Origin of the sequence: Streptomyces sulfonofaciens, assembly GCF_014656295.1 — a bacterium.
Classification (GTDB): domain Bacteria; phylum Actinomycetota; class Actinomycetes; order Streptomycetales; family Streptomycetaceae; genus Streptomyces; species Streptomyces sulfonofaciens.
This window is the reverse complement of the sequence record NZ_BNCD01000012.1, coordinates 57,018-83,251: the sequence shown is the minus strand read 5'-3', so window position 1 is coordinate 83,251 and position 26,234 is coordinate 57,018. Positions and strand designations below refer to the sequence as shown.

General features: G+C 69.3%; 22 protein-coding genes. 9 read left to right on the top strand and 13 right to left on the bottom strand.

All coding sequences use genetic code 11. From position 1 onward, the window contains the following. Positions 1–98 precede the first annotated feature (98 nt). The 4 genes from IE313_RS20155 (at position 99) to IE313_RS20140 (ending at position 4,705) form a co-directional block, all read left to right on the top strand. Positions 99–1,301 carry an NAD(P)/FAD-dependent oxidoreductase gene (locus IE313_RS20155; protein WP_189934187.1) on the top strand — a complete coding sequence of 401 codons (1,203 nt, stop codon included), beginning with the start codon at positions 99–101 and terminating at the stop codon, positions 1,299–1,301. A 642-nt stretch (positions 1,302–1,943) separates the two neighbouring features. Beyond that, positions 1,944–3,368: a non-oxidative hydroxyarylic acid decarboxylases subunit C gene (locus IE313_RS20150; RefSeq protein WP_189934185.1), complete on the top strand. Its 1,425-nt coding sequence runs from the start codon at positions 1,944–1,946 to the stop codon at positions 3,366–3,368. Between the two features lie 40 nt (positions 3,369–3,408). Continuing rightward, on the top strand, positions 3,409–3,657 hold the full coding sequence (locus IE313_RS20145; protein ID WP_189934183.1) for a non-oxidative hydroxyarylic acid decarboxylases subunit D: 249 nt from the start codon (positions 3,409–3,411) through the stop codon (positions 3,655–3,657). A 199-nt stretch (positions 3,658–3,856) separates the two neighbouring features. Then, on the top strand, positions 3,857–4,705 hold the full coding sequence (locus tag IE313_RS20140) for a patatin-like phospholipase family protein (RefSeq protein ID WP_189934181.1): 849 nt from the start codon (positions 3,857–3,859) through the stop codon (positions 4,703–4,705). Positions 4,706–5,351: 646 nt separating this feature from the next. Here IE313_RS20140 and IE313_RS20135 read toward each other — a convergent pair. The 7 genes from IE313_RS20135 to hppD all read right to left on the bottom strand — a co-directional run bounded on the left by IE313_RS20135 (position 5,352) and on the right by hppD (position 12,715). After that, positions 5,352–6,578, bottom strand: coding sequence for a Glu/Leu/Phe/Val dehydrogenase dimerization domain-containing protein (locus IE313_RS20135; protein WP_189934179.1), 1,227 nt, complete (start codon positions 6,576–6,578; stop codon positions 5,352–5,354). A gap of 70 nt (positions 6,579–6,648) precedes the next feature. Beyond that, on the bottom strand, positions 6,649–7,287 hold the full coding sequence (locus IE313_RS20130) for a CoA transferase subunit B (RefSeq protein WP_229924798.1): 639 nt from the start codon (positions 7,285–7,287) through the stop codon (positions 6,649–6,651). A 2-nt stretch (positions 7,288–7,289) separates the two neighbouring features. Next, positions 7,290–8,114 (bottom strand): CoA transferase subunit A, encoded by an 825-nt coding sequence (locus tag IE313_RS20125; RefSeq protein ID WP_189934177.1) that lies wholly within the window; start codon positions 8,112–8,114, stop codon positions 7,290–7,292. Next, a complete protein-coding gene (gene fahA / locus IE313_RS20120) occupies positions 8,114–9,397 on the bottom strand; it encodes a fumarylacetoacetase (protein ID WP_189934175.1) in 1,284 nt (427 codons plus the stop codon). Before fahA ends, IE313_RS20125 begins: the two co-directional genes overlap by 1 nt. 1 nt (position 9,398) lies before the next feature. Then, positions 9,399–10,265 (bottom strand): hypothetical protein, encoded by an 867-nt coding sequence (locus IE313_RS20115; RefSeq protein WP_229924797.1) that lies wholly within the window; start codon positions 10,263–10,265, stop codon positions 9,399–9,401. Beyond that, entirely contained in the window at positions 10,262–11,467 is a 1,206-nt protein-coding gene (locus IE313_RS20110) for a homogentisate 1,2-dioxygenase (protein ID WP_189934173.1), read from the bottom strand. The genes IE313_RS20115 and IE313_RS20110 overlap by 4 nt, the downstream gene beginning before the upstream one ends. A gap of 42 nt (positions 11,468–11,509) precedes the next feature. Further along, the gene (gene hppD / locus IE313_RS20105; RefSeq protein WP_189934171.1) at positions 11,510–12,715 is read right to left on the bottom strand and encodes a 4-hydroxyphenylpyruvate dioxygenase; all 1,206 of its coding nucleotides are present in this window, start codon (positions 12,713–12,715) and stop codon (positions 11,510–11,512) included. A 188-nt stretch (positions 12,716–12,903) separates the two neighbouring features. On the opposite strand from hppD, the gene IE313_RS20100 reads away from it, so the two are divergent. The 3 genes from IE313_RS20100 to IE313_RS20090 all read left to right on the top strand — a co-directional run bounded on the left by IE313_RS20100 (position 12,904) and on the right by IE313_RS20090 (position 16,285). Continuing rightward, a complete protein-coding gene (locus IE313_RS20100; protein ID WP_189934169.1) occupies positions 12,904–13,443 on the top strand; it encodes an Lrp/AsnC family transcriptional regulator in 540 nt (179 codons plus the stop codon). A 180-nt stretch (positions 13,444–13,623) separates the two neighbouring features. After that, on the top strand, positions 13,624–15,810 hold the full coding sequence (locus IE313_RS20095) for a cytochrome P450 (RefSeq protein WP_189934167.1): 2,187 nt from the start codon (positions 13,624–13,626) through the stop codon (positions 15,808–15,810). A 19-nt stretch (positions 15,811–15,829) separates the two neighbouring features. Then, complete coding sequence (locus IE313_RS20090) at positions 15,830–16,285, top strand: Lrp/AsnC family transcriptional regulator (protein WP_189934165.1); 456 nt, start codon at positions 15,830–15,832, stop codon at positions 16,283–16,285. 946 nt (positions 16,286–17,231) lie between these two features. Here the strand turns inward: IE313_RS20090 and IE313_RS20085 are convergent. The 6 genes from IE313_RS20085 to IE313_RS20060 all read right to left on the bottom strand — a co-directional run bounded on the left by IE313_RS20085 (position 17,232) and on the right by IE313_RS20060 (position 24,238). After that, positions 17,232–18,155, bottom strand: a complete 924-nt coding sequence (locus IE313_RS20085) for an NADP-dependent oxidoreductase (protein ID WP_189934163.1) — start codon at positions 18,153–18,155, stop codon at positions 17,232–17,234. Then, complete coding sequence (locus IE313_RS20080; RefSeq protein WP_229924796.1) at positions 18,152–18,646, bottom strand: nuclear transport factor 2 family protein; 495 nt, start codon at positions 18,644–18,646, stop codon at positions 18,152–18,154. The genes IE313_RS20085 and IE313_RS20080 overlap by 4 nt, the downstream gene beginning before the upstream one ends. 485 nt (positions 18,647–19,131) lie before the next feature. After that, complete coding sequence (locus tag IE313_RS20075; RefSeq protein ID WP_189934159.1) at positions 19,132–20,223, bottom strand: MBL fold metallo-hydrolase; 1,092 nt, start codon at positions 20,221–20,223, stop codon at positions 19,132–19,134. Positions 20,224–20,932: 709 nt separating this feature from the next. Next, positions 20,933–21,379: an SRPBCC family protein gene (locus IE313_RS20070; protein ID WP_189934157.1), complete on the bottom strand. Its 447-nt coding sequence runs from the start codon at positions 21,377–21,379 to the stop codon at positions 20,933–20,935. 260 nt (positions 21,380–21,639) lie between these two features. Next, positions 21,640–22,425 (bottom strand): alpha/beta fold hydrolase, encoded by a 786-nt coding sequence (locus tag IE313_RS20065; protein WP_189934155.1) that lies wholly within the window; start codon positions 22,423–22,425, stop codon positions 21,640–21,642. 1,216 nt (positions 22,426–23,641) lie between these two features. After that, entirely contained in the window at positions 23,642–24,238 is a 597-nt protein-coding gene (locus IE313_RS20060; protein ID WP_189934153.1) for a TetR/AcrR family transcriptional regulator, read from the bottom strand. A 554-nt stretch (positions 24,239–24,792) separates the two neighbouring features. Between IE313_RS20060 and IE313_RS20055 the strand changes: the two genes are divergently transcribed. Together IE313_RS20055 and IE313_RS20050 are read left to right on the top strand one after the other, a co-directional pair. Next, the gene (locus IE313_RS20055; protein ID WP_189934151.1) at positions 24,793–25,131 is read left to right on the top strand and encodes a ferredoxin family protein; all 339 of its coding nucleotides are present in this window, start codon (positions 24,793–24,795) and stop codon (positions 25,129–25,131) included. Next, positions 25,128–26,096, top strand: a complete 969-nt coding sequence (locus IE313_RS20050; protein WP_189934148.1) for an amidohydrolase family protein — start codon at positions 25,128–25,130, stop codon at positions 26,094–26,096. Before IE313_RS20055 ends, IE313_RS20050 begins: the two co-directional genes overlap by 4 nt. Positions 26,097–26,234: the final 138 nt, after the last annotated feature.

The window sequence follows — 26,234 nt, the reverse complement described above, 5'->3', positions numbered from 1 at the left end:
GGCGAAGTGCGTCGGCCGCGCCTGTCACACATGGGCGGGGCACCCGGTCACTGGTGGTGAGGGGCCGTGGAGCGGCCTTCGGAGGCTGGGGAGAGACGATGAAGAGTGTCCTGGTGGTCGGCGGCGGCTTCGCAGGCGTGTGGACCGCCGCGGGAGCCGTACGGGCCGCGCGGGAGATCGGCGGCGGTGAGGATCTCGGGGTGACCCTGGTCAGCGGGGGCGACGACCTGGTGGTGCGGCCCCGCCTGTACGAGGACGACCCGGAGAGCATGCGGGTGCCTCTCGACCGCGTCCTCGGCCCGATCGGCGTCCGCCGTGTCACCGCGACGGTGACGGGCATCGACACCCGGGCCCGTACCGTCCGGGCCGTCGAGCGCACGGGCGGGGAGCTGACCCTGCGGTACGACAAGCTGGTCCTGGCGACCGGCAGCCAGTTGGTGCGCCCCGGCTTCCCCGGCGCGCAGCACCTCTTCGACGTCGACACCCTGCCCGCGGCCGCCGCGCTCGACCACCACCTGCGGCGGCTGCCCCGGCGTGCCGCGTCCGCGGGCCGGTACACGGCGGTCGTCGTGGGCGCGGGGTTCACCGGGCTGGAGGTGGCCACCGGCCTCGGCGAGCGGCTGCGCGCGATCGCCGACCGGCAGGATGCGGGCGAAGAGGTGCGGATCGTGCTGGTCGACCGCGGCGAGGCGCTCGGCCCGGAGCTCGGGGCCGGGCCCCGCAGGGCCATCGAGGGTGCCGTGGACGAGTTGAAGATCGAACGTCGGCTGGGGCGCACCGTGGCCTCGGCGACGCCCGAAGCGGTCACGCTCTCGGACGGCGAGGTGATCCCCGCGGCGACGGTCGTGTGGACGGCCGGCATCGCCGCAAGCCCGCTGACCGCCCAGATCCCGGCAGAGCGGGACCGGGCGGGGCGGCTGAGCGTGGACGCGTACCTGCGGGTGGCCGGGGTTCTGGACGTCTACGCGGCCGGAGACGTCGCCGCCGCGCCTGCGGAGGACGGGCACACCACGATGTTGAGCTGCCAGCACGCCCTGCCGATGGGGAAGTTCGCCGGGCACAACGTGGCGGCCGACCTCCTGGGAGCCGACCCCCTGCCCTTCGCGCCGGACCCCTACACCACGACCCTGGACCTCGGGCCGGCCGGCGCGGTCTCCACCCGTGGCTGGGAGAGGGTGGTCGAGATGGTCGGCGAGGAGGCCAAGCGCCTCAAGCAGGACATCAACACGCAGTGGATCTATCCCGCGCTCGACGACGCGGACCGGCTCCTCGACCAGGCCGGCCGCTTCTCCAACCTCTGAGAACGCACCGGCACGGCGGCGGGGCGGGATCGCGGAGGACCGGATCGGGGCGCGGGGGCCGGGCGGGATCCGCATCGGGTTCGAGGAGGGTGCTCGTCGCCAGGAGGAGCCATCCGTTCTCGACCCCGGGGCGGGCGAAGGACGGGAGCGGGAGAGCCCCGGGCCGTGACCCCGGCGGTGCTCCGGTACGGGCGTTCCGGGGGGGCCGGCGCCGCCGTTTCGGTCGTGTCCGTTTCGGTCTGTCGCGTGACCTGAATGGACAAGAAGAGCCTGCCAGAGCAGGTCTAAGGTCAAAGGGAGGTGACCGAAAGGGTCATCACTCCCACTCCACCACAAGACCGAGGGAGTCGAGCACCGTGCGGCTGATCGCGGGCGTACCAGGTACGGCGGGTGCCGTGCCCGGGGTCCTGCTCTGCTGCGGCGGGACGAGTTCTCCCGCACTCGGCCGAGCCGCGGACAGCGCCGCACGTACCGCTCTCCACAGCCCCGCGGTCGGCGAAGGACACGGTCAGCCACGTCACCTCGCGCATCCCTGACGTAACGACCTGCCCGCACCGGCCGTGAGGCGCTGGGCCGGTATCCGCGCCGCCCGCGGCACGGGCCCCGCTCTCTGCCCCGATTCCTCGGGTGAATGGACTCCGTATGCCTCATGACGACCTGCGCGGCTTCCTCGACGCGCTGGACGGGCAGGGCCAGCTCCTCCGCATCACCGACGAGGTGCTGCCGGAGCCGGACGTCGCGGCCGCCGCAAACGCCGTGCCACGTCTGGGTGATGCGGCTCCGGCCCTGTACTTCGACAACATCAGGGGCTTCACGAACGCCCGCATCGCCATGAACGTGCACGGTTCGTGGGCCAATCACGCGCTTGCCCTCGGTCTCCCCAAGAAGACCGGGACGAAGGAGCAGGTGGAGGAGTTCATCCGCCGCTGGGAGCGGTTCCCCGTCGAACCGGAGTGGCGTGAGAACCCCCTGTGGGCGGAGAACACCCTGGAGGGCGACGACGTCGACATCTTCCAGGTGCTTCCACTGATCCGGCTCAACGACGGCGACGGCGGCTTCTACATCGACAAGGCCGCCGTCGTCTCGAAGGACCCCGACGACCCGGAGCACAGCGGCAAGCAGAACGTCGGCATCTACCGCATCGAGGTCAAGGGCCGCCGGAAGCTGGCCCTGCAACCGGTTCCGGTGCACGACATCGCGCTGCACCTGCGCACGGCCGAGGAAAGGGGCGAGGACCTCCCCGTGGCCATCGCGCTCGGTAACGACCCGGTGATCTCCATCGTCGCGTCGACGCCGATGCTGTACGAGGAGAACGAGTACGAACTCGCCGGTGCGCTGCGCGGGGCGCCCGCGCCGATCGCGAGGGCGCCACTGACCGGGCTGCCGGTGCCCTGGGGCAGCGAGGTCGTCATCGAAGGCGTCGTCGAGGGCCGCAGGCGGGAGATCGAGGGTCCCTTCGGCGAGTTCACCGGCCACTACTCAGGTGGCCGGAGCATGCCGGTGATCCGGGTCGACCGCATCTCCCACCGCACCGACCCCGTCTTCGAACACCTCTTCCTCGGCATGCCGTGGACCGAGTGCGACTACCTGATCGCGGCGAACACCTGCGTACCCCTGTACCAGCAACTGAAGGCCGACTTTCCCGAGGTGCAGGCGGTCAACGCCATGTACACGCACGGGCTGGTCGTCATCGTCTCCACGAAGAAGCGGTACGGGGGCTTCGCCAAGGCGGTCGGCATGCGAGTGCTCACGACGCCCCACGGCCTCGGCTACGCCTCGACCGTGATCGTCGTGGACGAGGACGTCGACCCCTTCAACCTGCCCCAGGTGATGTGGGCGCTGTCCACCAAGATGAACCCCTCCGGGGACCTGATCACCGTCCCCAACCTTCCCGTCATGCAACTCGCCCCCCAGGCCCAGTCACCGGGCCTGGTCGACAAGCTCATCATGGACGCGACCACCCCGGTCCCTCCCGACGACCGCGGCCACTACGGCAACCAGGTGCGCGATCTGCCGGAGGCGGCCGAGTGGCTCGACCGGCTCCAGCGGCTCGCTGACCGCGGCTGACCTCGGACACCCCTTGACTCCCCGGAAATCGGAGCACGACATGACCGCTCCCCCGCGTGTGTGCCCGCGATGTGCGGACGAAACCGTCGAGCACATCTTCGCCTCGCCCGTCCCGGGCGTCTGGGACGTGCTGCAGTGCGGGCGGTGCCTGTACATGTGGCGGACGAGCGAACCGGCCCGGCGCAGCAGCCGCGACGCTTATCCCGACGGCTTCAGGATGACCGCGGACGAGATCGAGAACGCGTCCGAAGTTCCGACGGTTCCGCCCCTGCGGTCGCCCCTCGCCTGACGCACGGCCGTGCCGCGAGCCGACCGGTCCGCGCCGCCTCTCGCCGAAGCGACACGCACGAGGCATCGGCCCCGGGTGAGAAGGGCCGGACCTGGACGGCCGACCGCGAGCACCGTACGCGCCGCAGGAGCGGCATACATGTATCAGGCGGCACATATATATCAACGGGCAGTCAAAAGCCAACAAGTGAGGATCACTGATGCGGACACTGGTATTGGGCGGGGGCGGCCCAGTGGGGGCGGCATGGCTCGGCGGGCTGAGTGAGGGGCTGCTGCACCGGCGGGTGGATGTGCGGGCGGCCACGGAGATCCTGGGGACCTCCGCGGGCGCAGCGCTGGGCACCTGGTTGTCGAGCGGGGAGCCGCTCAGCGACTTCCTCGACGCCATGCGCGACCGGGCCCTGTGGCACTCCCGTCAGTCTCATGGCACGGATCCCGCTCTGCTGGCCCGCGTGGGCCGGACCGCGGGAGGCGGACATCCCACCGAGGAGGAGATCCGGCAGGTGGCACAGGCCGCCGCGAAGGGCATACCGCCCCGGGCCGCCGACGAGGTCGCGGCCGAGTGGGCGCAGTGGCTACCGGACACCCCCTGGCCGCGCCTGCTGCGGATGGTCTGCGTCGACGCCGCGACCGGCCGGCCACGGGTGTGGCAGCAGGGCGACGGGCTGACGCCCGCGACCGGGGTCGCCACGTCCACGGCCGCGCCCGGGGCCGTGGCCCCCGTTCTCCTCGGCGGGCGGACATGGGTGGACGGCGGCGCACGGTCCTGCACCAACGTCGATCTGATCACTTCGCCGCCGGAACGCGCGGGCAGAGTCCTCGTACTGGCTCCGGTGGTCATGCCGTCCCTGGACGTCGAGACGGCCCTCGTGCGGAAGACGGGCGCCGAGGTGGTCACGGTGGTCCCGGACGAGAGGAGCCGCGCGTCGCTGGCCAAAGGCATCCGGACCATGGCGGATCCGTCGGCCACCGCACGCGCGGCCGAGGCAGGGCGTGCCCAGGCTGCGGCCGAGGCGGACCGGCTGCGCGACTGGTGGCGGACGGAGTGAACCGGATGCTTGTCACGGGCGGTTCGATGCCATGTCGGGCTGGGAGAGCGGATACGACGAGGCACCCGCGCTTCCGACCGGGCACTGGAGACAGGCATCCGCACCGGGACCGCCACCCGGAACAGCGGTCCGAGCCCCGCGTCAGGGCCAGGACCGCGCTTCCATCGCGGTGATGACGGAGACCCAGTCCTCTTTCTCTGCCCTGGTCCGGATGCCGTAGGGAGTCATGTGGAGCAGGAGGTTGCGGCCGGCGGTCCGGGTGGCGCGGCGGCCGCCGGTGCCCTTCGAGGAAGAGGCCGGAGTGCTTGAGGTCGACACCGGTGTGGATGAAGGTTGTCGCGCGCACCAGCCGGGTCAGGACGTCGACCTCGGTGGCGGGCGCATTGAGCAGGATCATTGTCGGCCTTTGCTGCGGGATTGCCGCGAAGGCGTGTCCGCTTCCCCAGCAGGGCGCCGCCGGGGGTCAGGCCGCTCAGGTCCGGACGGACTGCCCATGTCGACGGCCAGTCGATCGACAACATCAGGGGTGGCCTGGGAGGGGCCGCGAGACGGCCGGGGTGCGCACGGTCGTGGGAGGTTCCGTGCCTGGTGCCTCACGTACTGGGATTTCGTCGTGGCTGAGTTCCCGGGTCGGCGGGCGCCTGGCTCACAGGAGCTGGTTGAGGGCGATCTCGAAGGCGGTGCCGGCGACTCGGACGGGTGCCTGTGAGCGTGCGTGGCACTGACGCAGTGCGGTGGCGATCGTGGATGACACGTCGTTGAAGATCGCCTCGTCGGTGATCTCGAGGTCGTTCTGCATCAGAAGGGCGTAGGTGCGGGCCATGCCGCAGTTCGCGATGAAGTCCGGAATGACGGCGACGCTGTGGTCCGCGTGTTCGTAGACCGGTCCGTAGAAGATCTCCGCGTCGGCGAAGGGCACGTTGGCGCCACTGGCGATGACTTCCAGGCCGTGAGCGGCCAGACGATCGACCTGCTCCTGGTCGACCAGGCGTGAGGCGGCGCACGGCAGGAAGATCTCCGCGCCCGTGTCCCAGATGGTTGTGTTGATGTCACCGAAGGGCACGAGGCCGTCGGCTCGCAGCGTGTTGCCGTCTCTGGCCAGGAACAGTTCGCGGATCTCGAAGAAGTTGTATCCGTCGGGGTTGACCACCCCGCCGTTGCGGTCGATCACGCCGACCACGCGCGCGCCCTGTTGCGCCGCGTAGTAGGCGGCGGCGGCCCCGACATTGCCCCAGCCCTGGACGATGACGCGCTTGTCTGTGATGTCACCGCCGTAGGTGGCGTAGTAGTGCCGCACGGACTCTGCCACGCCCCAGCCTGTGACGAGGTCGGCCACGGTGTACCTGCGCAGCGCGTCGGGGGTGAAGCGCGGGTCCTCGACGGCTTTGGACACGCCCTCGCGGAGCTGGCCGACGCGCTGGATGAGTTCTCGTGTGCCTCCTCCGAAATGGCCGTTGACCACTCCTTCCTGCGGATGCCACAGTCCGTGGCTTTCTGTGATCGGCACGACATCCTGCATCTCGTCGACGTTCAGGTCACCGCCGGTGCCGTAGTACTCCTTCAGCAGCGGGGTGACCGCCTTGTACCAGCGGCGCAGCACCTCATGCTTGCGGGGGTCCGAAGGATCGAAGTCGATACCGGACTTCGCTCCGCCGATCGGCGGTCCCGCCACGGTGAACTTGATCTCCATGGTCTTCGCCAGGGACTCGACCTCGCGGCGGTCCAGTCCCTGGCGCATACGCGTTCCGCCTCCGGCGGCGCCACCGCGCAGAGAGTTGATCACGACCCACCCCTTGGCGGGCGTTTCGGAGTCGTTCCACTCGAAGACGATCTCTGGTGCTTCGTTCTCGAATTGGGCAAGCAGGTTTTTCATGATTCCTCTTCAAAGGGCGGGCAGAGAAGGCAAAGGGGAAAGGGACCTGGGGGCGTGCTCCCGGGCGGAGTCAGCCGAGGCAGGCGGCGAAGTCCGGTTCCGTCAGGGTCCGGACCTCGTCGACCGTGACACCGGGGGCGAGTTCGCGCAGGACGAGCCCGGAGGCGGTGACGTCGAAGACGCAGAGATCGGTGATGATCCGTTGGACGACGCGGCGGCCGGTCAGCGGCAGGGAGCACTCCCGGACGACCTTGTGGGCGCCGCCCTTGGAGGTGTGCTCCATGAGCACGATGACCTTTTTGGCTCCGTGGACGAGGTCCATGGCCCCGCCCATGCCCTTGACCATCTTGCCGGGGATCACCCAGTTGGCGATGTCGCCGTCGGCGGAGACCTGCATGGCGCCGAGGATCGCGGTGTCGACCTTGCCGCCGCGGATCATCCCGAAGGACGTCGCCGAATCGAAGAAGGAGGCGCCCCGGCGCACACTGACGGTCTCCTTGCCGGCGTTGATCAGGTCGGGGTCCTCGTCTCCCTCGTACGGGTAGGCGCCGACGCCCAGGATGCCGTTCTCCGAGTGCAGCACGATCTCGATGTCTTCGGCGATGTGATTCGGTACGAGTGTGGGCAGGCCGATGCCCAAGTTGACGTAGGCGCCGTCACGGAGTTCCCGGGCGGCACGGGCGGCCATCTGCTCTCGGGTCAAGGTCACGGTCACGGTCTCCTGTCCTGTGGGGCGTCGCCCGCCGCGGACAGCCCGTCCGGGGCCGGGCGCTGCCTGTTGGTGCGGCGCTCGATGCGTTTGTCTCCAGCCTGTTCGGGTGTGAGGGGCAGGACGCGATGGACGTAGATGCCGGGGAGGTGGATCGCGTCCGGGGCCAGTTCACCGGGCTCCACCAGATGCTCGACCTCGGCGATGGTGACGCGTCCGGCCATGGCACACAGGGGGTTGAAGTTCCGGGAGCTGCGGCGGAACACGAGGTTGCCGTGGCGGTCGCCCTTCCAGGCCCGGACGAGGCCGAAGTCGGCGACGATGGCTTCCTCCAGCACGTAGCTGCGGGTGTTCCCCTCGATGTGGAAGTCCCTGGTCTCCTTGGGCGGGGAGGCCACGGCGACGCTGCCGTCGGGGTGGTAGCGCCACGGCAGGCCGCCGTCGGCGACCTGCGTGCCGGTGCCGGTGAGGGTGTAGAAGCCGGGGATGCCCGCGCCGCCGGCCCGCAGTCGTTCCGCGAGGGTGCCCTGCGGGGTGAGCTCGACCTCCAGCTCGCCAGCCAGGTACTGCCGTGCGAACTCCTTGTTCTCTCCCACGTACGAAGCGACGACCCTGCGGATGCGGCGGTCACGGAGCAGAATCCCCAGGCCCCAGTCGTCCACACCGCAGTTGTTGGAGACGATCTCCAGATCGCCCACACCCGCCTCGTGCAGGGCGTGGATCAGTGCGCTGGGGATTCCGCAGAGTCCGAATCCGCCCACCGCCAAGGACGCCCGGTGGCCGATGCCGGCGATGGCTTCACCGGCGGAGGAAACAACCTTGTCCACTATCGGGTCCCTTCATGGGCGGATGGTGCCCCTGACCGGGCGGGCGGTGCCGGCGGTGGCAGCACGGTGCCTCTGACCTCGCCCAGGCCGACACGGGTGCCGGCCGGGCCGGGAGCGGTGGCGGTGATGACCACCTCGTCGCCGTCCTCCAGAAAGGTGCGGCGGCCTCCGGGCACGGTCAGGGGTTCGAGACCGTTCCACGTCAGCTCGATGAGGGAACCGCGGCTGTCCTTGGTGGGGCCGCTGATGGTGCCCGAAGCGAAGAGGTCCCCGGTGCGCAGTCGGGCGCCGTTGACCGTCATGTGGGCGAGCTGCTGCGCTGCCGTCCAGTACATCTGGGCGAAACCCGGCTCACTGATCGTGGTCCCGTTGAGAGCGACCTCCAGCCGTACGTCCAGGCCCCAGGCGGCCTCCTGGCTGTCGTCGAGGTAGGGGACCGGTTTCGGATCCCGGGGCGGGGGAGCGACGCGTGCCGACCGGAGAGCGGACAGCGGGACGACCCAGGGCGAGACGGACGTGGCGAAGGACTTGCCGAGGAACGGCCCGAGCGGGACGTACTCCCAGGCCTGAAGGTCGCGGGCCGACCAGTCGTTGACCAGGCAGACTCCGAAGACGTGGCTGTCGAAGTCGTCGAGGGCGACGGTCTCCCCCATGGCGGTCGGCACGCCGACGACGAAGCCGAGTTCCGCTTCGATATCCAGCCGCAGGCTGGGCCCGACGGTGACGTCCCCCGCCGCGGAGCGCCGCTGCCCTCGGGGGCGGATCACCGGGGTGCCGGACACCACGACGGTCCCGGCCCGGCCGTGATAGCCGATCGGCATGTGCTTCCAGTTCGGCGTCAGGGGTTTTGAACCGGGCCGGAACATCCTGCCCAGATTCGCGGCATGGTGTTCGGAGGCGTAGAAGTCGGCGTAGTCCGCGACCGTGAACGGCAGCAGCATCGACACGTCGTGGGCGGGCAGCAGGAACGGGGATACGGATTCCCGGTACGAGGCGTCGCAGAGCCACTCGATGAGTGCGGTCCGGACGTGGCTCCAGGTCGCCGGGCCGGCCGCGAGGAACCGGTCGAGTGAGCCCGCGGCGAAGAGGTCCTCGTCGGTGACGGCCAGCATCCGCCAGGCCACCGTCACATCCAGGATGTGGTCCCCGATCGCCACACCGACGTGCGGCAGGCTGTCAGGTCCGGTGAACGAGCCGTACGGCAGGGTCTGCGGTCCGAAGGGGTGGTCCGGGCGCATGGGCACCCATGAGCGGCTCGGCCGTGTGGTCGGGCGGGTCGGCATGTCAGTCCTTTCCGATCAGTGTCAGAGCGCCGAGGCCGGTCATGGGTTCGTCGATGCTGCAGGTGCCGAAGGAGGTGAACCAGGTGCGTGCGGCGGCGAGGCGGGCCGGTGTGCAGGCGGCTCGAACCCTGTCGGCCGTTCTGTCGGCCAGTACGCGGGCGACGGTGTGTGCGTCCGCGCCGTCACCGGCCGCGGCGGTGGCCGCGAGTGCGTTGAGGAAGCCGTGATGCTCGAACCCGGTGGCGGCGCCGGTGTGGCGGATGGCCTGGTGCAGGCCCGCGGTGAGCTTGAAGGGAACTCCCGCCCGAACGGCCTGCACCAGACCCTTGGCCAGGGCCGACTCGCTGGGGAAGGCCCCTGGCTCGGTACCGCCCGTACGGAACTTGACGCGCCACCCGGCCTCGGCTGCCATCCGCACGTCCGCGGGCACTTCCGCACCAAGGGGCACCTCGGCGTAGACGGTCGCTGTGCGGGGCAGCTCGGCGGCGAAGTACGCCGGACCGTAGCCCGAGTGCGCGGGTTCCAGCAGGAACTCCACCGCCTCAAGCCGGACTCGCGGATGGGCCCGTACGGCGGCCGGCGTCTCGGGCAGCGCCTCCCACTCCCGCACCACCAGCGACAACGGCAACATGGGACCCGGCACGGCGAGTCCGTAAGCCAGTTCGCGCCACCGGCGGTCGGTGCAGACGAAGGGCCCCACCATGGGGCCGTACCAGGCTGTCCGGTGCTCGAAGTGACGCGTGACCGCCGTGGTCATGGGGGCGTTTCCGGGTGGGAACAGCGCCGCGTCGTCGAAGAGTCCGCGGAAATGTCCCGGCAGAGGCTCCTGCGCGGGAGCCAGGTGTGCGGGGGTGGACGAGGGCGTCATGGCGACACCTGCCCCTGAGACCAGGACCAGGCGTACACCCCGTCGTCGGCGGCCTGACCGACCTCACCCAGTTCCAGCGGTCGGAACGTGTCGACCATGACCGCCAGCTCGTCGAAGAACTCGGCCCCCAGACTGCGCTCGACGGCGCCGGGCTGAGGTCCGTGCGCGTGGCCTCCCGGGTGCAGGGACACCGAGCCGGGACCGATTCCGGATCCCTTGCGGGCCTCGTAGTCACCGCCGACGTAGAACATCACCTCGTCGGAGTCGACGTTGGAGTGGTAGTAGGGCACGGGGACGGCCAGCGGGTGGTAGTCCACCTTGCGGGGCACGAAGTTGCAGATGACGAAGCCCGCCCCCTCGAAGACCTGGTGGGCCGGCGGCGGCTGGTGGATGCGCCCGGTGATCGGCTCGTAGTCCGAGATGTTGAGCGCGTACGGGTAGAGACACCCGTCCCACCCGACCACGTCGAAGGGGTGGTCCGGCACGACGTGCACGGTTCCTGCCAGCCCGCCGGGACCGGATCCGCGGTGCTTGACGTAGACCTCGACGTCCTGCTCCTCCACCACGCGCGGGTCGGCGGGCACCCGCAGGTCGCGCTCGCAGTACGGCGCGTGCTCCAGGAACTGCCCGTGATGCGACAGGAACCGCCTTGCCGGGGTGATGTGGCTGTTCGCCTCGATCACGTACAGCCACAGGGGGTACGGGCCGTGGGGCACCCACCGGTGTGTGGTGGCCCGGGGCAGGATCACGTAGTCGCCGGCTCCCACCCGCAGGTCGCCGAAGACTGTTTCCACCGTCCCTGAGCCCGACTCCACGAAGACGCACTCGTCGCCGGTCGCGTTCCGGTACAGCGGAGAGGGCCGGTCGGCGGCAACGTAGGCGATCCGCACGTCATCGTTGCCAAGGACCAGGCGCCGACCGGTCACCGCGTCGACGGACTTCCCTGCCTGCCCGGGAAAGAGGTCGTGGAGCCGCAGATGCCGTGGCAGGAGGGGCTGGTTGGCGATGGTCGAGTGATCGGGCAGTTCCCACGGCCGGGCGTCGGTGAGAGCCGACGGGATACCGACGTGGTACAGCAGGGATGAGTTCGAGGAGAAGCCCTCCTCGCCCATCAGCTCCTCGTAGTACAGCGTGCCCGCCGGGCCGCGGTGCTGGGTGTGGCGCTTGCGCGGGAGGTTCCCGACGCTGAGGTAATGAGCCATCAGATGCTCCTCGCAGGAGGTGTCGTATCGTGACCTGGGCGGCTAGAAGTTTCCGCGCCGCTCCTGCTCGCGCTCCAGGGCCTCGAAGAGCGCCCGGAAGTTGCCCTTGCCGAAGCCGAGCGAGCCGTGACGCTCGATGAACTCGAAGAAGACCGTGGGCCGGTCGCCGATCGGCTTGGTGAAGATCTGCAGGAGGTAGCCGTCCTCGTCGCGGTCGACGAGGATGCCGCGCTTCTGCAACTCCTCGATGGGCACCCGCACTTCACCGATACGCGCCCGCAACTGCGGGTCCTCGTAGTAGGAGTCCGGCGTGGCGAGGAACTCGACGCCCTCCGCGCGCAGGCAGTCGACGGTACGCAGGATGTCGTTCGTCGCCAGGGCCAGATGCTGGGCGCCGGGGCCCTGGTAGAACTCCAGGTATTCGTCGATCTGGCTCTTCTTCCTGCCGACGGCCGGCTCGTTCAGCGGGAACTTGACCCGGTGGTTGCCGTTGGCCACCACCTTCGACATCAGCGCCGAGTACTCCGTCGCGATGTCGTCCCCGATGAACTCCGCCATGTTGGTGAAGCCCATGACGCGGTGGTAGAAGTCGACCCACTCGTCCATACGGCCCATCTCCACGTTGCCCACCACGTGGTCCAGGGCCTGGAAGAGGCGATTCGGCGCGTCCGGACGCTTGGTGTAGGACGAGGCCCGCGCCCCGTAGCCGGGCCGGTAGGGGCCCTGGTAGCGGGAACGGTCCACCAGACTGTGCCTGGTGTCGCCGTAGGTGGCGATGGCCGCGACCCGGAGCGTCCCGTGCTCGTCGCTGACATCGTGGGGTTCCTCCACCACGGTGGCGCCCTGGGCCCGGGCGTGCTCGACGCAGCGGTCGACGTCCGGCACCTCCAGGGCGATGTCGACGACTCCGTCCCCACGGCGGCGGTGGTGGTCGAGCAGCGGGCTGCCAGGCGTGACAGCGCCCTTGACGACGAACCTCACGGCACCGCTCTTGAGCACGTACGCGTGGTGGTCACGGTTGCCCGTCTCCGGACCCGAGTAGGCCACCAGCTCCATGCCCAGCGCCGACTGGAAGAAGTGCGCCGACTGTGTGGCGTTGCCGACCACCCACTCCACGGCGTCCCACCCGGTCACCGGAAAGGGGTCGGCCGAGTCGTCGTACGAGACGAGGCCGACCAGTTGCTTCAGCTCGTCGAGACCGAGGTTGGCCAGACGCTCCTGATCGGTGAGGTTCTGCTCAAGGCTCATGGTTCCTCCGTTGGCTGGATACGACGATGCGGTGAGGGATGGCCGGGAGTATGAGTCCAAGAGCTGGTCGATGTGCAACATGTCCAGTTCTCGCTAGACAAGGTGCTCATTTCTGCTATCCAAGCCAGCACAGTGCTATACAGAGCGCATAGCTCATGCACTTCGATGGGGAACGAGGGTGACTTGCCGTGTTCGACGAACTCGATGTGGCCCTGCTGAAGACGCTCAGGGATCACCCCCGGGCCGGACATCTGGAAGTGTCCCGGCTGACCGGTGTGGCACGAGCGACCGTTCAGGCGCGCATCCACAAACTGGAGAGCGCGGGCATCGTCACCGGTTACGGGCCGGACGTCGATCTGCGCGCCGCCGGCTACACCGTGCAGGCCTTCGTGACGCTGGAGATCGCGCAAGGCGCCCTGGACGCCGTCCAGGGCGAGCTGGAGGGCCATCCCTCCGTCGTGGAAGCCTTCGCCACCACGGGAACGGGTGACGTCCTGTGCCGGATGGCCGCCCGCAGCCAGGAGGAGCTCCAGCAGGCGCTGCTGGACATCAACCGCTCACCGAACATCGCGCGCTCCATGAGCGTGGTGATTCTTTCGACTGTGGTCGAGACTCGTTCCCTTCCGCCGCTCGAAGCGCACGCACGCGCCGGGGGACGGGCCCCGGCCTACCGCCGTGGCCACCGCGCACCGGGTGGGAGGCGCCCGGCGGACGACCGGGAGGTCTGAGGGCATCCGGCGCCCGCGGACGGCCGGATGTGCTCCGTCCCCAGGGGTTGCTTGCCGCTTGTGCAGAAGAACGCGGCCCATACGGAACGATCGTTCAGCGCTTCGCGGAGAATTCAGCCGATCGATCATCACTGAGGGGCTCCGCGGCTCGATCGGTCCATCAGCGGTCACTCTTGCGCCATGAGGACCCCGACTTCCACGACCGGGTCGGCCAAGCGGGCTTCGCTCGGTGCGGCCATCACGATCGAAGCCCTCGACGACGACCCGTTCACCATCTACCAGCGCCTCCGCGACGAGGAGCCAGTCGCGTGGGTTCCCGCGGCCCATGCCTATCTGATCACGAGGTGGGACGACGTCCACCGCATATGCCGCGACGCCGAGACATTCAGCGCCGCGGTCCATGACTCCCCTCTGTCACAGTCGATCGGACCGAACCTCCTGCACAGCGACGGCGCGTATCACGATCGTCTGCGCGCGCCGTTGACGGAAGGCCTGCGCCCCTCGGTGATCAAACGGACCATGGAAGGTGCCATCCGGGACACTGTCCGCGGTCTGCTCGCGGAATTCCGTCCCGGCGAGGTGGTGGACCTCGTCACCGGATTCGCCCAGACCCTCGCTGTTCGAGTCCTGCAGAGGGTGACCGGGCTGCCCGAGATGCCCGTCGCGGTGTTTACGGAATGGGTGGACGGGATCGCCGCTGGCGCCGCCAACTACGAGCGTGACCCGGACAAGCAGCGGCGAGCGGACGAGGCAAGCGCCGCCGTGGACGACATGCTGCGCGACCGGCTGCGACTCGGCCCGAAGCCGGGCACTTTGCTGGCGGGCCTCACGGCGAGCGGTGCCACGTTCGAAGAGATCGCCGCAACGACCAAGCTGCTGATCATCGGCGGCATGCAGGAGCCGCGAGACCTGTTCGGGCACGCCCTCATCGCCTACCTGACCGATCCTGCCGTCCGTCAGGAGATCGACCGGGACAAGACCATGATCGCCCGCCTGATCGAGGAGGCTCTCCGGATCGGCGCTCCGGTGGGAACCGTCACCAGGCGGGTGACCAAGCCGACCCGCGTTGCGGGGCAGCTCCTGGACGAGGGGTCGCTCGTCCTCGCCGTCCTCGCGTCCGCGAACCGGGACCCCACGCACTGGGACGAGCCGGACGAGTTCCGTCTGCTGCGTGGGCACAACCAGCATCTGTCCTTCAGCGCGGGGGTGCACGCATGTGTGGGCTCCATGTTGGCACGTGCTCAGGCACACACGGCGCTGGAAGAGCTCCTCACGGCCTACCCGGCCATCCAGCTCGCCGAAGAACCGGTGATCCGGGGGTGGGAGTTCCGAGGTCCGACCCAGTTGAAGGTCAGGCTCGGAAACGCGTCCGGACCGTCGGTCGGCGCTCTGGCCGTTGCCGCTCACTCCGCGCCTGCCGTCCCGCTGCGCGTTCTCGACATCGACAGATCCAGCGGTGACACGGCGATCATCACCGTCGGGCGTGAAAAGGGCGGCGAGCTGCCTCCATGGACCCCCGGAGCGCATGTCGATCTCACGTTCGATCACGCCGGGCGAACGTTTCGCAGGTCCTACTCACTGTGCGGTGACCCCGCCGACCGATCCACATGGCGTTTCGGCGTACGCAGGGCCGCTCAGTCGCGCGGCGGCTCGGCATTCCTCGTCGAAGAGCTCATGACAGGCGCCCGCCTGGAAGCGGCGCCGCCCCGCAACGCCTTCGCACTGACCACCGCCCCCGCCTGCCTCCTGGTAGCAGGAGGGATCGGCATCACTCCGCTGCTTCCCATGGCCCGGTCCTTGGCGGCGTCCGGCGCGTCGTGGCAGCTCCTGTACATCGGCCGCGACCGAGACTCGATACCCTTTCTCGACGAAGTGGAAGCGCTGGGCCCCGCAGCCGAGATATGGACGACCAAGGACCGAGGCCGACCGGTCTTGACGGAATGGCTGGGCGCCCTTCCACAGGGCGGTCAGGTGTACGCCTGCGGCCCCTCAGGGCTGCTGGACGAACTCACGGCCTCGGTCACCGGGTACTCCGGCATCAGCCTGCGTGTGGAGCGGTTCGGCTCACCGGCCGGCGCCGCCGCCGCAGCGTCCGGCGGCCGGGCGTTCAGCGTCCGACTGGCTCGCACCCAGAAGGAACTCATGGTTCCGGCTGACAGGACACTCCTTGAAACGCTGGAAGAAGCAGGGGTCATGGTTCCGTCCACCTGCCGCGAAGGTATCTGCGGATCGTGCGAGACTGCGGTCCTGGAAGGTGCGGTGGATCACCGCGACCAGGTGCTCTCCGACGAAGAGAAGGAGCGAGGCGACCTCATGCTCGTCTGTGTGTCCCGATGCAGAGGCGAACACCTGACCCTCGACCTCTGAGGCATGCCGAGGAATCCGCGTGGACCTGGACGACATTGATCTGGCCCTGCTGCGTGCACTGAACGCGGACGGGCGCCTGTCCGCATCCGAGCTGGCCGCAAAGGCGAACGTGTCACGTGGCACGGTGTACTCACGTCTGGAGAGGCTTCAACGGGCAGGAGTGATCCGCAGCTTCACGGTTGATGTCGACGAACACAGGCTGGGCCTGGAAGTCACGGCTCTCGTGCTGGTCTCCGCCGGCCAGTTCAGATGGCGGGAGATGAGCAGTGAACTGGCGGCCCTGCCCGAGGTCCGGTTCGCGGGATACCTCACGGGAGGCTTCGACATCGTGCTCCTCGTGAGGGTTCGCGACACGGACGCCCTGCGCGCTTTTGTATTCGAAAGGCTGCAGAGCATCCAGGGAGTGAGATCGACACAGACCCTGACGGTCGTCGAAGAGGTGGTGGACCGGCCCAACATCATTCCCACCGAATGATGCCGGGCGCCCCGGTTCGGTCACATTCCGGGTTTCCCTGAGCCGTCGCCGCGCGGCTCACCGACGACGACGTCATGCCGCCGCTGGAGGAGTGATTTCGAAGTCCGACGACAAGACCGAGTGGAACCACTCGTCGCGCGGCTGGTACGGCGGCTGCCTCCCGTCCCGCGAGTTTCCCCGTGCTCGTCGAGCTCTGCCTACAGGGCCGCCTGGACCTGGACGCCTTCGTCACCCGCTCGACGAATCGGCGGCGTCGAGGGACTCGCTCGACCTGCGGTGCCGCGGGCGGCGTTCGCGCGGTTCGTCGAGGGGTTGCCGGCCAGGTGTTCAGGAAGACCGGGCGGAAGCGGCGGAGCGTACCGGTCGCGTGCGTCCGAACCGGATGGAGTGGCTGCCGGGAGGTTCCTTCCGCTCCGCCCTTTTTCACGCGTCCCAGCCGCGTGCTGATGAGTGCGGGCGACAGTGGGGTCCCCGTCCACATCCGACAACGCGCGCCGACGGTGTCCTCGACGCGGAGGCCGGCGCGCTCGTCCGAGGGCTGCTCGATGGACCGCAGACCGGCTCCGCGAGCTGGGCCTGCCCGAACCGGACGATCCGTCCCTCACACTCGTCTACGCCTTCCAGCGCATGTCCGCTCTTGGCCGATCCCCCACGCAACCCGGACACCATGACCCCGGAAGGAGCGCGCCTGCTGCGCCGGCTCGACTCCCTCCGGGCTGCCGGCCGGAACCTCCGACCCGACGTCCGCCCGACGGGTGTCCCCCCTGCCGGGCCGTTCGGCGGGACGCGCCGGGACACGCCGCTCGGAACGCGGCCGCGGCGTCCGGCTGCCGGTCCGGCACGACCTGCTCGATTGCCGAACGGGCCTCGACGGCCACGGGGCCGAGTTCGCCGGACGCGTCGCGCCGTTTGAGGCGTGGGGGCGCGGGGGGCGCCGGGCCGTGGCTCAGCCGATGTCGAGGACGACCTTGCCGCTGATGTCCCCGGCGGCGAAGGCCCGCTGTGCCTCGGCTGCCTTCTCCAGGGAGAAGACGGCGCCGACGCGTACGGAGAGCAGGCCGGCCTCGGCAAGCGCGGTGACCGCCGCGAGGTCGGCGCGATCCATCCGTGCGAAGACGTCCGTGGAGCCGGGGGCACCTGGGTCGGCGATGGACGCGACTCGGGCGCCGGGGCGCGTGGCTGCCGCCGACGTGGCGAGGGTCCCGTGGCCGACCGTGTCGAACACGGCCTCCACACCGTTCGGGGCCAGGCTGAGCACCCGGTCGGTCAGACCCTCGCCGTGCGCGATGGCTTCGGCCCCGAGCGTACGGAGGTAGTCATGGTTGCCGGGTGAGGCGGTGCCGATGACGCGGGCGCCCCGGGCACGGGCGATCTGCACGGCAACCGATCCCACACCGCCGGCTGCCCCGTGCACCAGGAGCGTTTCGCCTGGCTGCACCCCCAGTGCGTGCACCACGCCCTGGAAGGCGGTGAGGCCGGCCAGCGGCAGGCCCGCGGCCTCGGTGAAGGACATGGTGCTCGGCTTGTGCGCGACCGTCAGCACGTCCGCGGAGAGAAGTTCGCAGAAGCCGCCGTGCGCCCGCTGCACGTCACCGCGGACGTAGGCGACCACCTCGTCGCCCGGTGCGAACTCCTTCGCTCCGGGCCCTGAGCGTTCCACCACGCCGGCGACGTCCCAGCCAGGAACCACCGGGAAGAACGTCTCCACCGCGCCGTCCAGGGCCCCGGCCTGGATCGCCGCGTCCGCGCGGTTCAGCCCGGCGGCCTTGACCCGGATCAGGACCGAGTCCACGTGGGTCTTCGGCTCCGGCAGCTCGGCGAGCTCCAGGACTTCCGGTCCGCCGTAACGGCGGTACACGACAGCTCTCACGCTCCGGCCCCCGGGATCGCCATCGGCATGTCCATCAGGATGCGGTGCCTGACGATCTTCCACGCGCCTTCGACGCGGCGCAGATCGGTGTCGTAGTAGCCGGACTCGAGGGGCCGCACGGTGCCTTGAGCGCCGAAGACGCCCTCCGGCCAGCCGCCTGCCGGGCGCGGGGTGGCGCGCACCTCGAAGACCACGAACTGCGCGTTCAGGTGCGCCGAGTCGCCGTCCACCTCGATGAGGTGGTCCGACGTGGTGTGGTGGCTCGAGCCGCCCTCGGGGTGCGGCGCCATGAAGTGGTCGACCGCGTACTCCACACCCGCGCCGCCCACGATCGGCTCGCCGACCTCCTCGTAGGTGTCGGGTCCGGTCTTGGCGTAGATCTGCACGGTCGCGTCGTCGGTGAAGAGGGCGCCCTGCGTCGTGCCGTCGCGGCGGTCGGTGGCGCGGACATAGCGCGCCAGGACCTCCTGCACCTTGCGCTCGTCGCTCATGATTCGCATGTTCCTTTCGTGTTCCTGTGCCAATTGGACCACCTGGGGCGATCAAGAGCTATGAGCGTTCCGGCAAGGGTGGATACCCTGGAGGTATCGATGGTTCGGAGAAATGCGAGCCCGATTACTCGATCGCTGTCGCCGACGCTGCCGCCGAGTAGCTCCACTTCAGAAAGGACAGCGACCCGCCTGGGTACGGCCCGGCCTCGCTGTTACCGGTGATCGCCGGTCTGGAGCATCGCGAAACGGCGGCTGCCGGCGCGGCAGCCGCCGTTTCGCGCACACCGATATCAGGATCTTTTTTTCCGGCGGACATCAGCCAGGTACTCGACCCGCTCGACCGGCGGTGCGGTGCGCCCCAGTGCCCGCTGACGGGCCCGAATGCGGGATCCCGCCACCGCATCGCCCCGAAGGGCACCGCGTCCGTCCGCGGACGGCGCCGCCTGCGCCATGCGGACGATCACCTCCTGGGATTTCCCCTGCGGTTACGCGTGGATACCGAACGGACCCAGAATGCCGTTGTCGATGCGTACCGATTCGAGCAGGACGGAGGCGTTGTCGACGGTGAAGACATCCGCAGCAGCCAATGTGCCGACGTACTTGCTGGTGACGGGGGCGGCCGCCTGCTCGGCGACGGCATTGAGATAGGTCTTGAAAATGGCCCAGGAGTTGCCGGTCGTCCCGTACTTCTGGAAATAGGGCGTCGGGTCGAGCGATCCGATGACGGAGGTGACCTCGGCCTTCAGATCGGTGATGTACTGCTTCTGGAGAACGGCGTCGGCCCGAACCCCGAGTCGGCCGAGGTGCCCGCCGACGAGCGTCTTCCAGGGATAACCCAGAGCAATGTCATGGGCGTTGATCCAGTCGGGGATGTCCTCGGAGACGGCAAGGTTCTTGAAGGGGACCCACCCGGGGAAGAGCACGTCCACAAGCATCAACGTCGCCTGGCCGGGGGCGTAGATGTAGATGTTGTCGGGCGAGTGGTTCGGACCGTGGTAGGCGAGTTCGAGGCGTTCCCCGCCCACCGTGAGGACGTAGTTGTCGTCGAACGTCTCCGTGGGTTCCGGGCGATTGGGGTCCGCCGCCCTGCGCAGGATGCGACGTGTCTCGCTGTGGCCTACCCGTATCACCTGCTTGCCGAAGAGGGCGGAAGCCCCGATGTGGTCAGCGTGGGAGTGTGAGTAGACCAGATGGGTGACCTGGGACGGCATTCCGTTGGCTCGCGTCACATCGTCGATCGCGCGCAACAGGTTGTGCCCGATCGTGGGGGGTGCGTCGACGAGCACCACACCCTCCCGCGTGGTCAGGAACATGGCCTGGTAGTAGGCATCGGTGACCCAGTAGAGGTTGCCCTTGATCTGGCCGACGAAGTAACCGTCCGCGTTGAGCGCCGGCCCGAGCGACGCCGAAGGGATCGGCGCGTAGTCGGGCAGGTCGGATGCTTCGGCAGCCGCCGCGGGGGAAGCCAGCGCCCCGCCCAGCAGGGTGCCCGCCACAGGCACGGCAGCGGCGACGGACGCACGCCTCAGGAACGCTCGCCGATTCGAGTTCGCAGCTTCACCGGACTCGGTGTTCATGGATCCTCCGCAGGTGGTTCGGGCGGCCCGGGCCGACGGCCGGGTCGCGGTTGACGGGCGCTTGCCTTCGGCGGCTCCCGATGAGTGGCCGTCCGGCACTCCGGGGCGCCGAGGGCCACGGGCACGTTGGGTGCGTCGGGTACTCCTCCGCCGCACCGGGGGCTTCGCCGCTGCCCCGCCGGTTGCGCAAGCAGCTCGGGTCCACCACTGACACTCCCTGAGCGCTCGCGTACGGCCATGGGCTGAGTAACAGGCTTGCTGTGCCCGGCAGTTGACTCGCCGACCACTAACCAGTTGAAGCATAAACCATTTTGGTTGAGCGGTAAACCATATGGTTGCCACTGCACTCGTCTCCACCTCCGCCCCGGCCTCCGCACGGCAACGGCGCCTGCCCGACGAGACGGTGCACCGCGGCTCATCGGGCCTGCATCGACGTACTGCACCGGCTTCGGCCGCCCGGCACCGGGACCCACCCGAGCGGTGGCACGGTCGACCTGGTGGTGTCGCTCGCCGACGGAGGCGGGGCCATCGGCGATCCGGCCCTGCCGTGCGACCGGGCGCAGGCGTCCGCCCCGGTCGCCTCCGTCCCACCGATGCCTGCCGGCCGGTGCCGGCCCTGCCGCCCGCAGGCAGGGCTCGTCACCCGCGACGCAACCGGACGCGATCGGACGTCCGGTCCCTGACCGCCGGCAACCGCATCCGAAGTCGATCAGGAAGCTTCGACGGCCTTCTTGATCCGCTCGCCGAGGGCCGGTGCGTCCTTACGGACGGCGCTGAGCGCGAAGCCCACCAGCAGCTTTCCGATTCCGTGCCCCTCAAGGGAGTTGAACAGGCGAACCCGTGTCCCACCGCTCGCGGTTTCCTGTAGGTCGTAGCCGCCCTCCGGGGTGGTCACCGAGTTCTTGGAGGTCTCCGCCCAGCGGATCCGCCAAGGGGCCTCGAATTCGGTGATCACCATTTCACGCTTCGACTTCATACCCGCATCCTTGACGGTGCTCCGAAAAACCGTGCCGACCGCCGTGGGCCCGGCCGGGCTCTTCTGGATTTGCTGCACCCGAGGGCTGAACTTGGGATCGTTCGTCCCGTCCGCAAGAAAGGCGAAGACCTCTTCGATGGGCCGATCGATCTCGGTAACCGTTTCGAACTTTCCACTCATGACTGATCACTCCTTGTTTCCATCACATGTTCCATCCACCGCCACGGCCACAGGGCCGGGACCAGCGGCACTTCAGGGCGTTCGCTCAACAGAGCCACCGGTTCGGGCGGTACGTCGGCTCCACGGCCGATCCGGAGCGCTCCCTGAGAGCGGCCCTCGGGCCGGCAGCCCGTACAGCCAGGGGCAGCACCCGGCGGACCGGCCCCTCCCCCACCGGAAGCCGCCCGGCGGAAAGGACCCGGCCACGCCCCCGGGGTCCGTCAGTGAGCAGCCTTGGCGGCCTGCTCGATGAGGTTCGTCACGATGCCCGGGTCGGTCACCTGTGCGGCATGGGGCGTGTCGGCCTCGACGGTGTGGGAGTGGGCTCGTGCGGCCATGAAGCTCTCGGCTGCCGGGGGGATCAGGTGGTCGTCCTTGGAGACCAGGTACCAGGAGGGAATGGTCAGCCAAGCCGGCACACCAGAGGGATCACCCAGGGCCTGCAGCGCGATGGGGTTCTGTGTGGCGGCGAGTTCGGCGGCGGTCTTGTCGTCGAGGCGGCCGCTCAGGAACAGGTCCCGGTACTTGTCCGCCTTGGCGTACAGGTCGACTCCACCGGTGCCGTCGGCCAGGGTGTAGGGCACCGCGTTGAGTGCGGTCGGAACAGGCGCGGTGGGGTCGTCGGTGATGTGGCTACCGGGGAACTTCCCTGCCAACTGAGCCGCACTCTCCCCCTTGTCCGGCGCGAAGGCCGAGATGTAGACGAGGGCCTTGACGTTGGTGTTGCCCGTGGCCGCATTGGTGATGACGGACCCGCCGTACGACTGCCCGACCAGGACGATGGGCCCCTGGATGGTCTTCAGGTAGGAGGCCAGGTATGTGGAGTCGTCGGAGAGGCCGCGCAGAGCCGTGGGAGGGGCGGTGACCGTGTAGCCCTTGGACTGCAGACGGTCGATCACGCCACTCCAGCTTGCCGAGTCGGACCAGGCCCCGTTGACGAGAACGACGGTCGGCTTCGTGTCGGAGGTGGCGTACCGCGAAGGCACGGCGGACGCGAATGTGGTCATTCCGACGGCAATGGCGACGCCTGTGGCGGCGAGGGCGGAAACACGGAAGGTACGGCGGCTGATCACGGGATTCTCCTGGCGTGATGGGGGCGTTTGGGTTTCCTGCCAACGCAGGAACGGCGCGAACGGTGTCAAGGGGCAGAAGCGGCCCCGTGAGTACCGGAAGTGCTGTGTGGAATTGCAGGTGAAGCCACGGCCCACGATGGACGTGTGCCTGAGAGCAGGAACTACCGCTTGGGCGCAGGGTGTCGCCCGTCGGCCCTTTCTCACCTTCGACCGGATCGGAGGCGGCGTCCCAGTGACTAGAACGTTCTATACAGAGGCTAGCAGACTCCGAGCCGGGTACAAGACGCCGGCGGGTGACCCACGTCACTCACCGGGCCGCAGGGACAGCGTGGGCCTTCAGGGGTGACTGCGGACTCCGGTGGAAGGCACCGGGTCATGGCCCTTGACAGGTCGTCGGCCCGTGCCGGGCTGCTCGACCGTCCGCCCGCGCCGGACCGCCCGGCCATCTGCGGAGGGAGGCCGGCGGCGGCGCGGTGTGTCGATGCCGTCGAGGCAGAGAGGGTTCCGTGCGGGGCGGGCACGCCACCGAGCGGTGGGTCGACCGACCAGGAAGGGGCCGTGCGCCAGCAGCCGCGGTCACAGGCGGCGAATGCTTCGCACACGGTCACGCGAAGGGTGGAAGGCGGCTGCTCCGCGCATCAACGAGCGGGCGCCGAGGGCACGCGGCAGTTGATCGGGCGGCACGGTCGGACATGGCGACAGCCGCTCCGGGCAGCACGGCCGGTCATGGCGACAGCCGCTCCGGTGGCCGTCGAGCGTGGCGGCGACGCGTCGGGGGCCGAAGGACGGCGGACCGGCCTCCGGCGGGAGCACCGCGGCGGAACGCGCAGCCTCCAGTGCCTTCGAGGCGAGGCCGCCGGCCCCCGGCTGCGCCGCGCACCACGGCCTCGGGCCGCCGCGGCAGGAAGCCGGTCGTACGGGGTGCGCGACGAGGGTTCCGGCCGGGTTTCGACGGCGGGCAGGACTGCCGCGCGCCGCGGGCACTCCCGGCCGCGCCGTGCGACCCGGGAGCACCCCGGCCACAAGGGCGGGGATGGGGCGAAGGGCTTCGGACTGCGCGAGTGCCGCAGCCGGCCTGCACGACTGCCGCAGCCTTGCCTGCGCGAGGGCCGCTATCCGACCGCCCGGTGCGCGTCCGGCGCGGACCGGATCAGCCCGCGGCGATGAGCATGGCCGCGCCGTGCACCATGGTGCGGGCCGCGGCCCCGGCGTCGTTCAGGTAGCCCGCGACCATCGCTCCGTCCCGCAGGGCAACCATGGTGGCTGCCGACTGCTCGGGCTCCGAGTGCCCGACACTCCTGAACGCGTCCTCGACCACCTGGTGGAACCAGGCGCGATGGGCCAACACGGCCTGGTGCACCGGGTGTTCCCGTTGCGGGTACTCAGCGGCAGCGTTGATGAAGGGACAGCCGCGAAAGCCCGGACCGCAGACGTCCTCCCCGATGGAGTGCGCGATCCCGTGGAGCAGGGCGGCTCCGCCTCCCGTCGCACGGGTCGCGGCGGCCACCTGGGTCCGGATGCCCATGTCCTTTGCTTCCAGGTAGCTCCGCACCAGATCGTCCTTGCCTTCGAAGTGACGATAGAACGTGCCCCTTGCAACCTCCGCCTCGGCCATGACGCGGTCGACGCCGACAGCACGGATCCCCTCCGTGTAGAAGAGCCTGCTCGCCGTCGTCAGCAAGCGCTCCCGCGCTGCCGACGGCGGCCTGGTCCCCACTGCGGCGTTCCCTGCCGTGGTCTCCTTCATGACGGCAGTATACAGAACGTTCATTCCATCTGCTACGGTCACTCCGTGGTCCGTACCGCCCATCGGCACCGCTCATCACCCTGACCACGCCGGTCACCACCTGACTGCGCCTGCCTCCGGTGCGCGTGACCCTCAAGGCCCATCCGCGTCAGCGGGAGCGATTCGCGCCTGAGGGTGCGATCTCTCCCCCGCCGTGTGCGGCGCTCCGTCGCGCGACGGAGCACGGGGACCGCTGAGTGGACCGATGTCATTGCTGCCGCACGGCGCCGTCGCCCAAGGTGATCCTGGATGTGACCGGGCCGAAGGAGTGGGCGATGAAGCCGCAGCCGCTGAGACACGACCGTTGTCCTGCCCACAGTCGCCACGGCCGTCACGACCTGAGCCGACCGGGCACGAGAAGCCCCGTCAGCCGTGTGTGTTCCGGTCGACGGCGGAACCAGCGCTGAGACGAATAACCCGCAGCCGTACGCGGGCGGCCCCCTTCCGCGGCCGCACCGTTCCCCGACACCGGTCGGCTCCGCCCTGCAAAGTGCCGCATTCCCAGGAGACCCCCCATGCCTTTCTACATCGGCCAGCCCTGCATCGACGAGATGGACAAGTCCTGCACCGAGGAGTGTCCCGTGGACTGCATCTACCAGGGCGACAGAAAGCTCTACATCAATCCTGCCGAATGCATCGACTGCGGCGCCTGCGAGACGGTCTGCCCGGTGGAGGCGATCTCCTCGACCCTGCGGGGCGACCCGGACGCGTCGTGGGTGGCGGACAACGCTGCTTTCTTCGCCGAGCCCCTCCCGGGGCGTGGCGCGGCCCTCGGCAATCCCGGAGGCTCACGCCGCACCGGCGTCGTCGGCGTCGACACCCCCAAGGTCGCAGCGCAGAGGGACCTGGCATGAGGGTCATCGACATGCACACGCATGTCGTCCCGGCGGGCCTGCCGGCCCCGGACGGCGACGAGCGCTGGCCCGTTCTCGTCGAGCGGGCCGAGGCCACGGCCGACGTCCTGGTCGCCGGGCGTGTCTTTCGCACGGTGTCCCGCGCGGCGCACGACCTCGGGCACCGTGCCGAGCACCTGCCCCCCGGGCACATGCAGGTGCTCTCCCCCATGCCGGAACTCTTCTCCTACTGGGGCGCACCGAGGGCGACGGCCGACTACTGCGCGTCCGTGAACGAGTGGATCGCCGCCGGCGTGACCGCGTTCCCGGACACCTTCCGCGGCTTCGGCATCACCGCGATGCAGGATCCGGACGTGGCCTGCGGCCAGTTGCCACGGATCGCGGCGCTCGGACTGTCCGGTGTGGAGATCGGCAGCAACATCGCCGGCGTCGCCCTGCACGATCCGCGGTACGCCGATTTCTTCGACGAGGCGGCCCGACTGGGACTCGTGGTGTTCGTCCACGCCTTCCATCCGCCGGGGATCACCACCTTCTCCGATCCGATGGCCGGCAATGGCGTGACGTTTCCCAACGAGATCGGGCAGGCGATCGGCGGACTGATCGCCGAAGGAGTTCTGGAGCGCTCCGGCGACCTGAGACTGCTGGCCTCGCACGGCGGTGGCTCGCTGGTCAGCCTGCTGCCCCGGCTGCGTTTCATCGCGAAGAACCACGAACGGGCCCGCGTGCTGATGCCGCGCGACCCCGCAGAGTACGCCCGGAGCATCTTCTACGACCTCCTCGTCTTCTCGGCGCCCTTGCTGGAGCTGCTGATCGACACCGTCGGGGCCGGCCGGATCGTGGTCGGATCCGACAAGCCGTTCATGCAGCACGATCCTTTGGCCCTGCTCGACCATCTACCGCATCTCGGAGCGGCCGCGATCGAATCCATTCAACGGGGTACCGCGAAACGGCTGCTCGGTCTGTGACCCGGAAACCCGTTGTGTTCCACGCATGCATGCACGCGTTCCACACCCTGACGCCTTCGATCTCTTCAACCTCTTTGTCATCGGGCAACGCCGCTCAGCCGCCGGGATCCGTCGGCGGTGACCGTGCGGAGCCGGCTG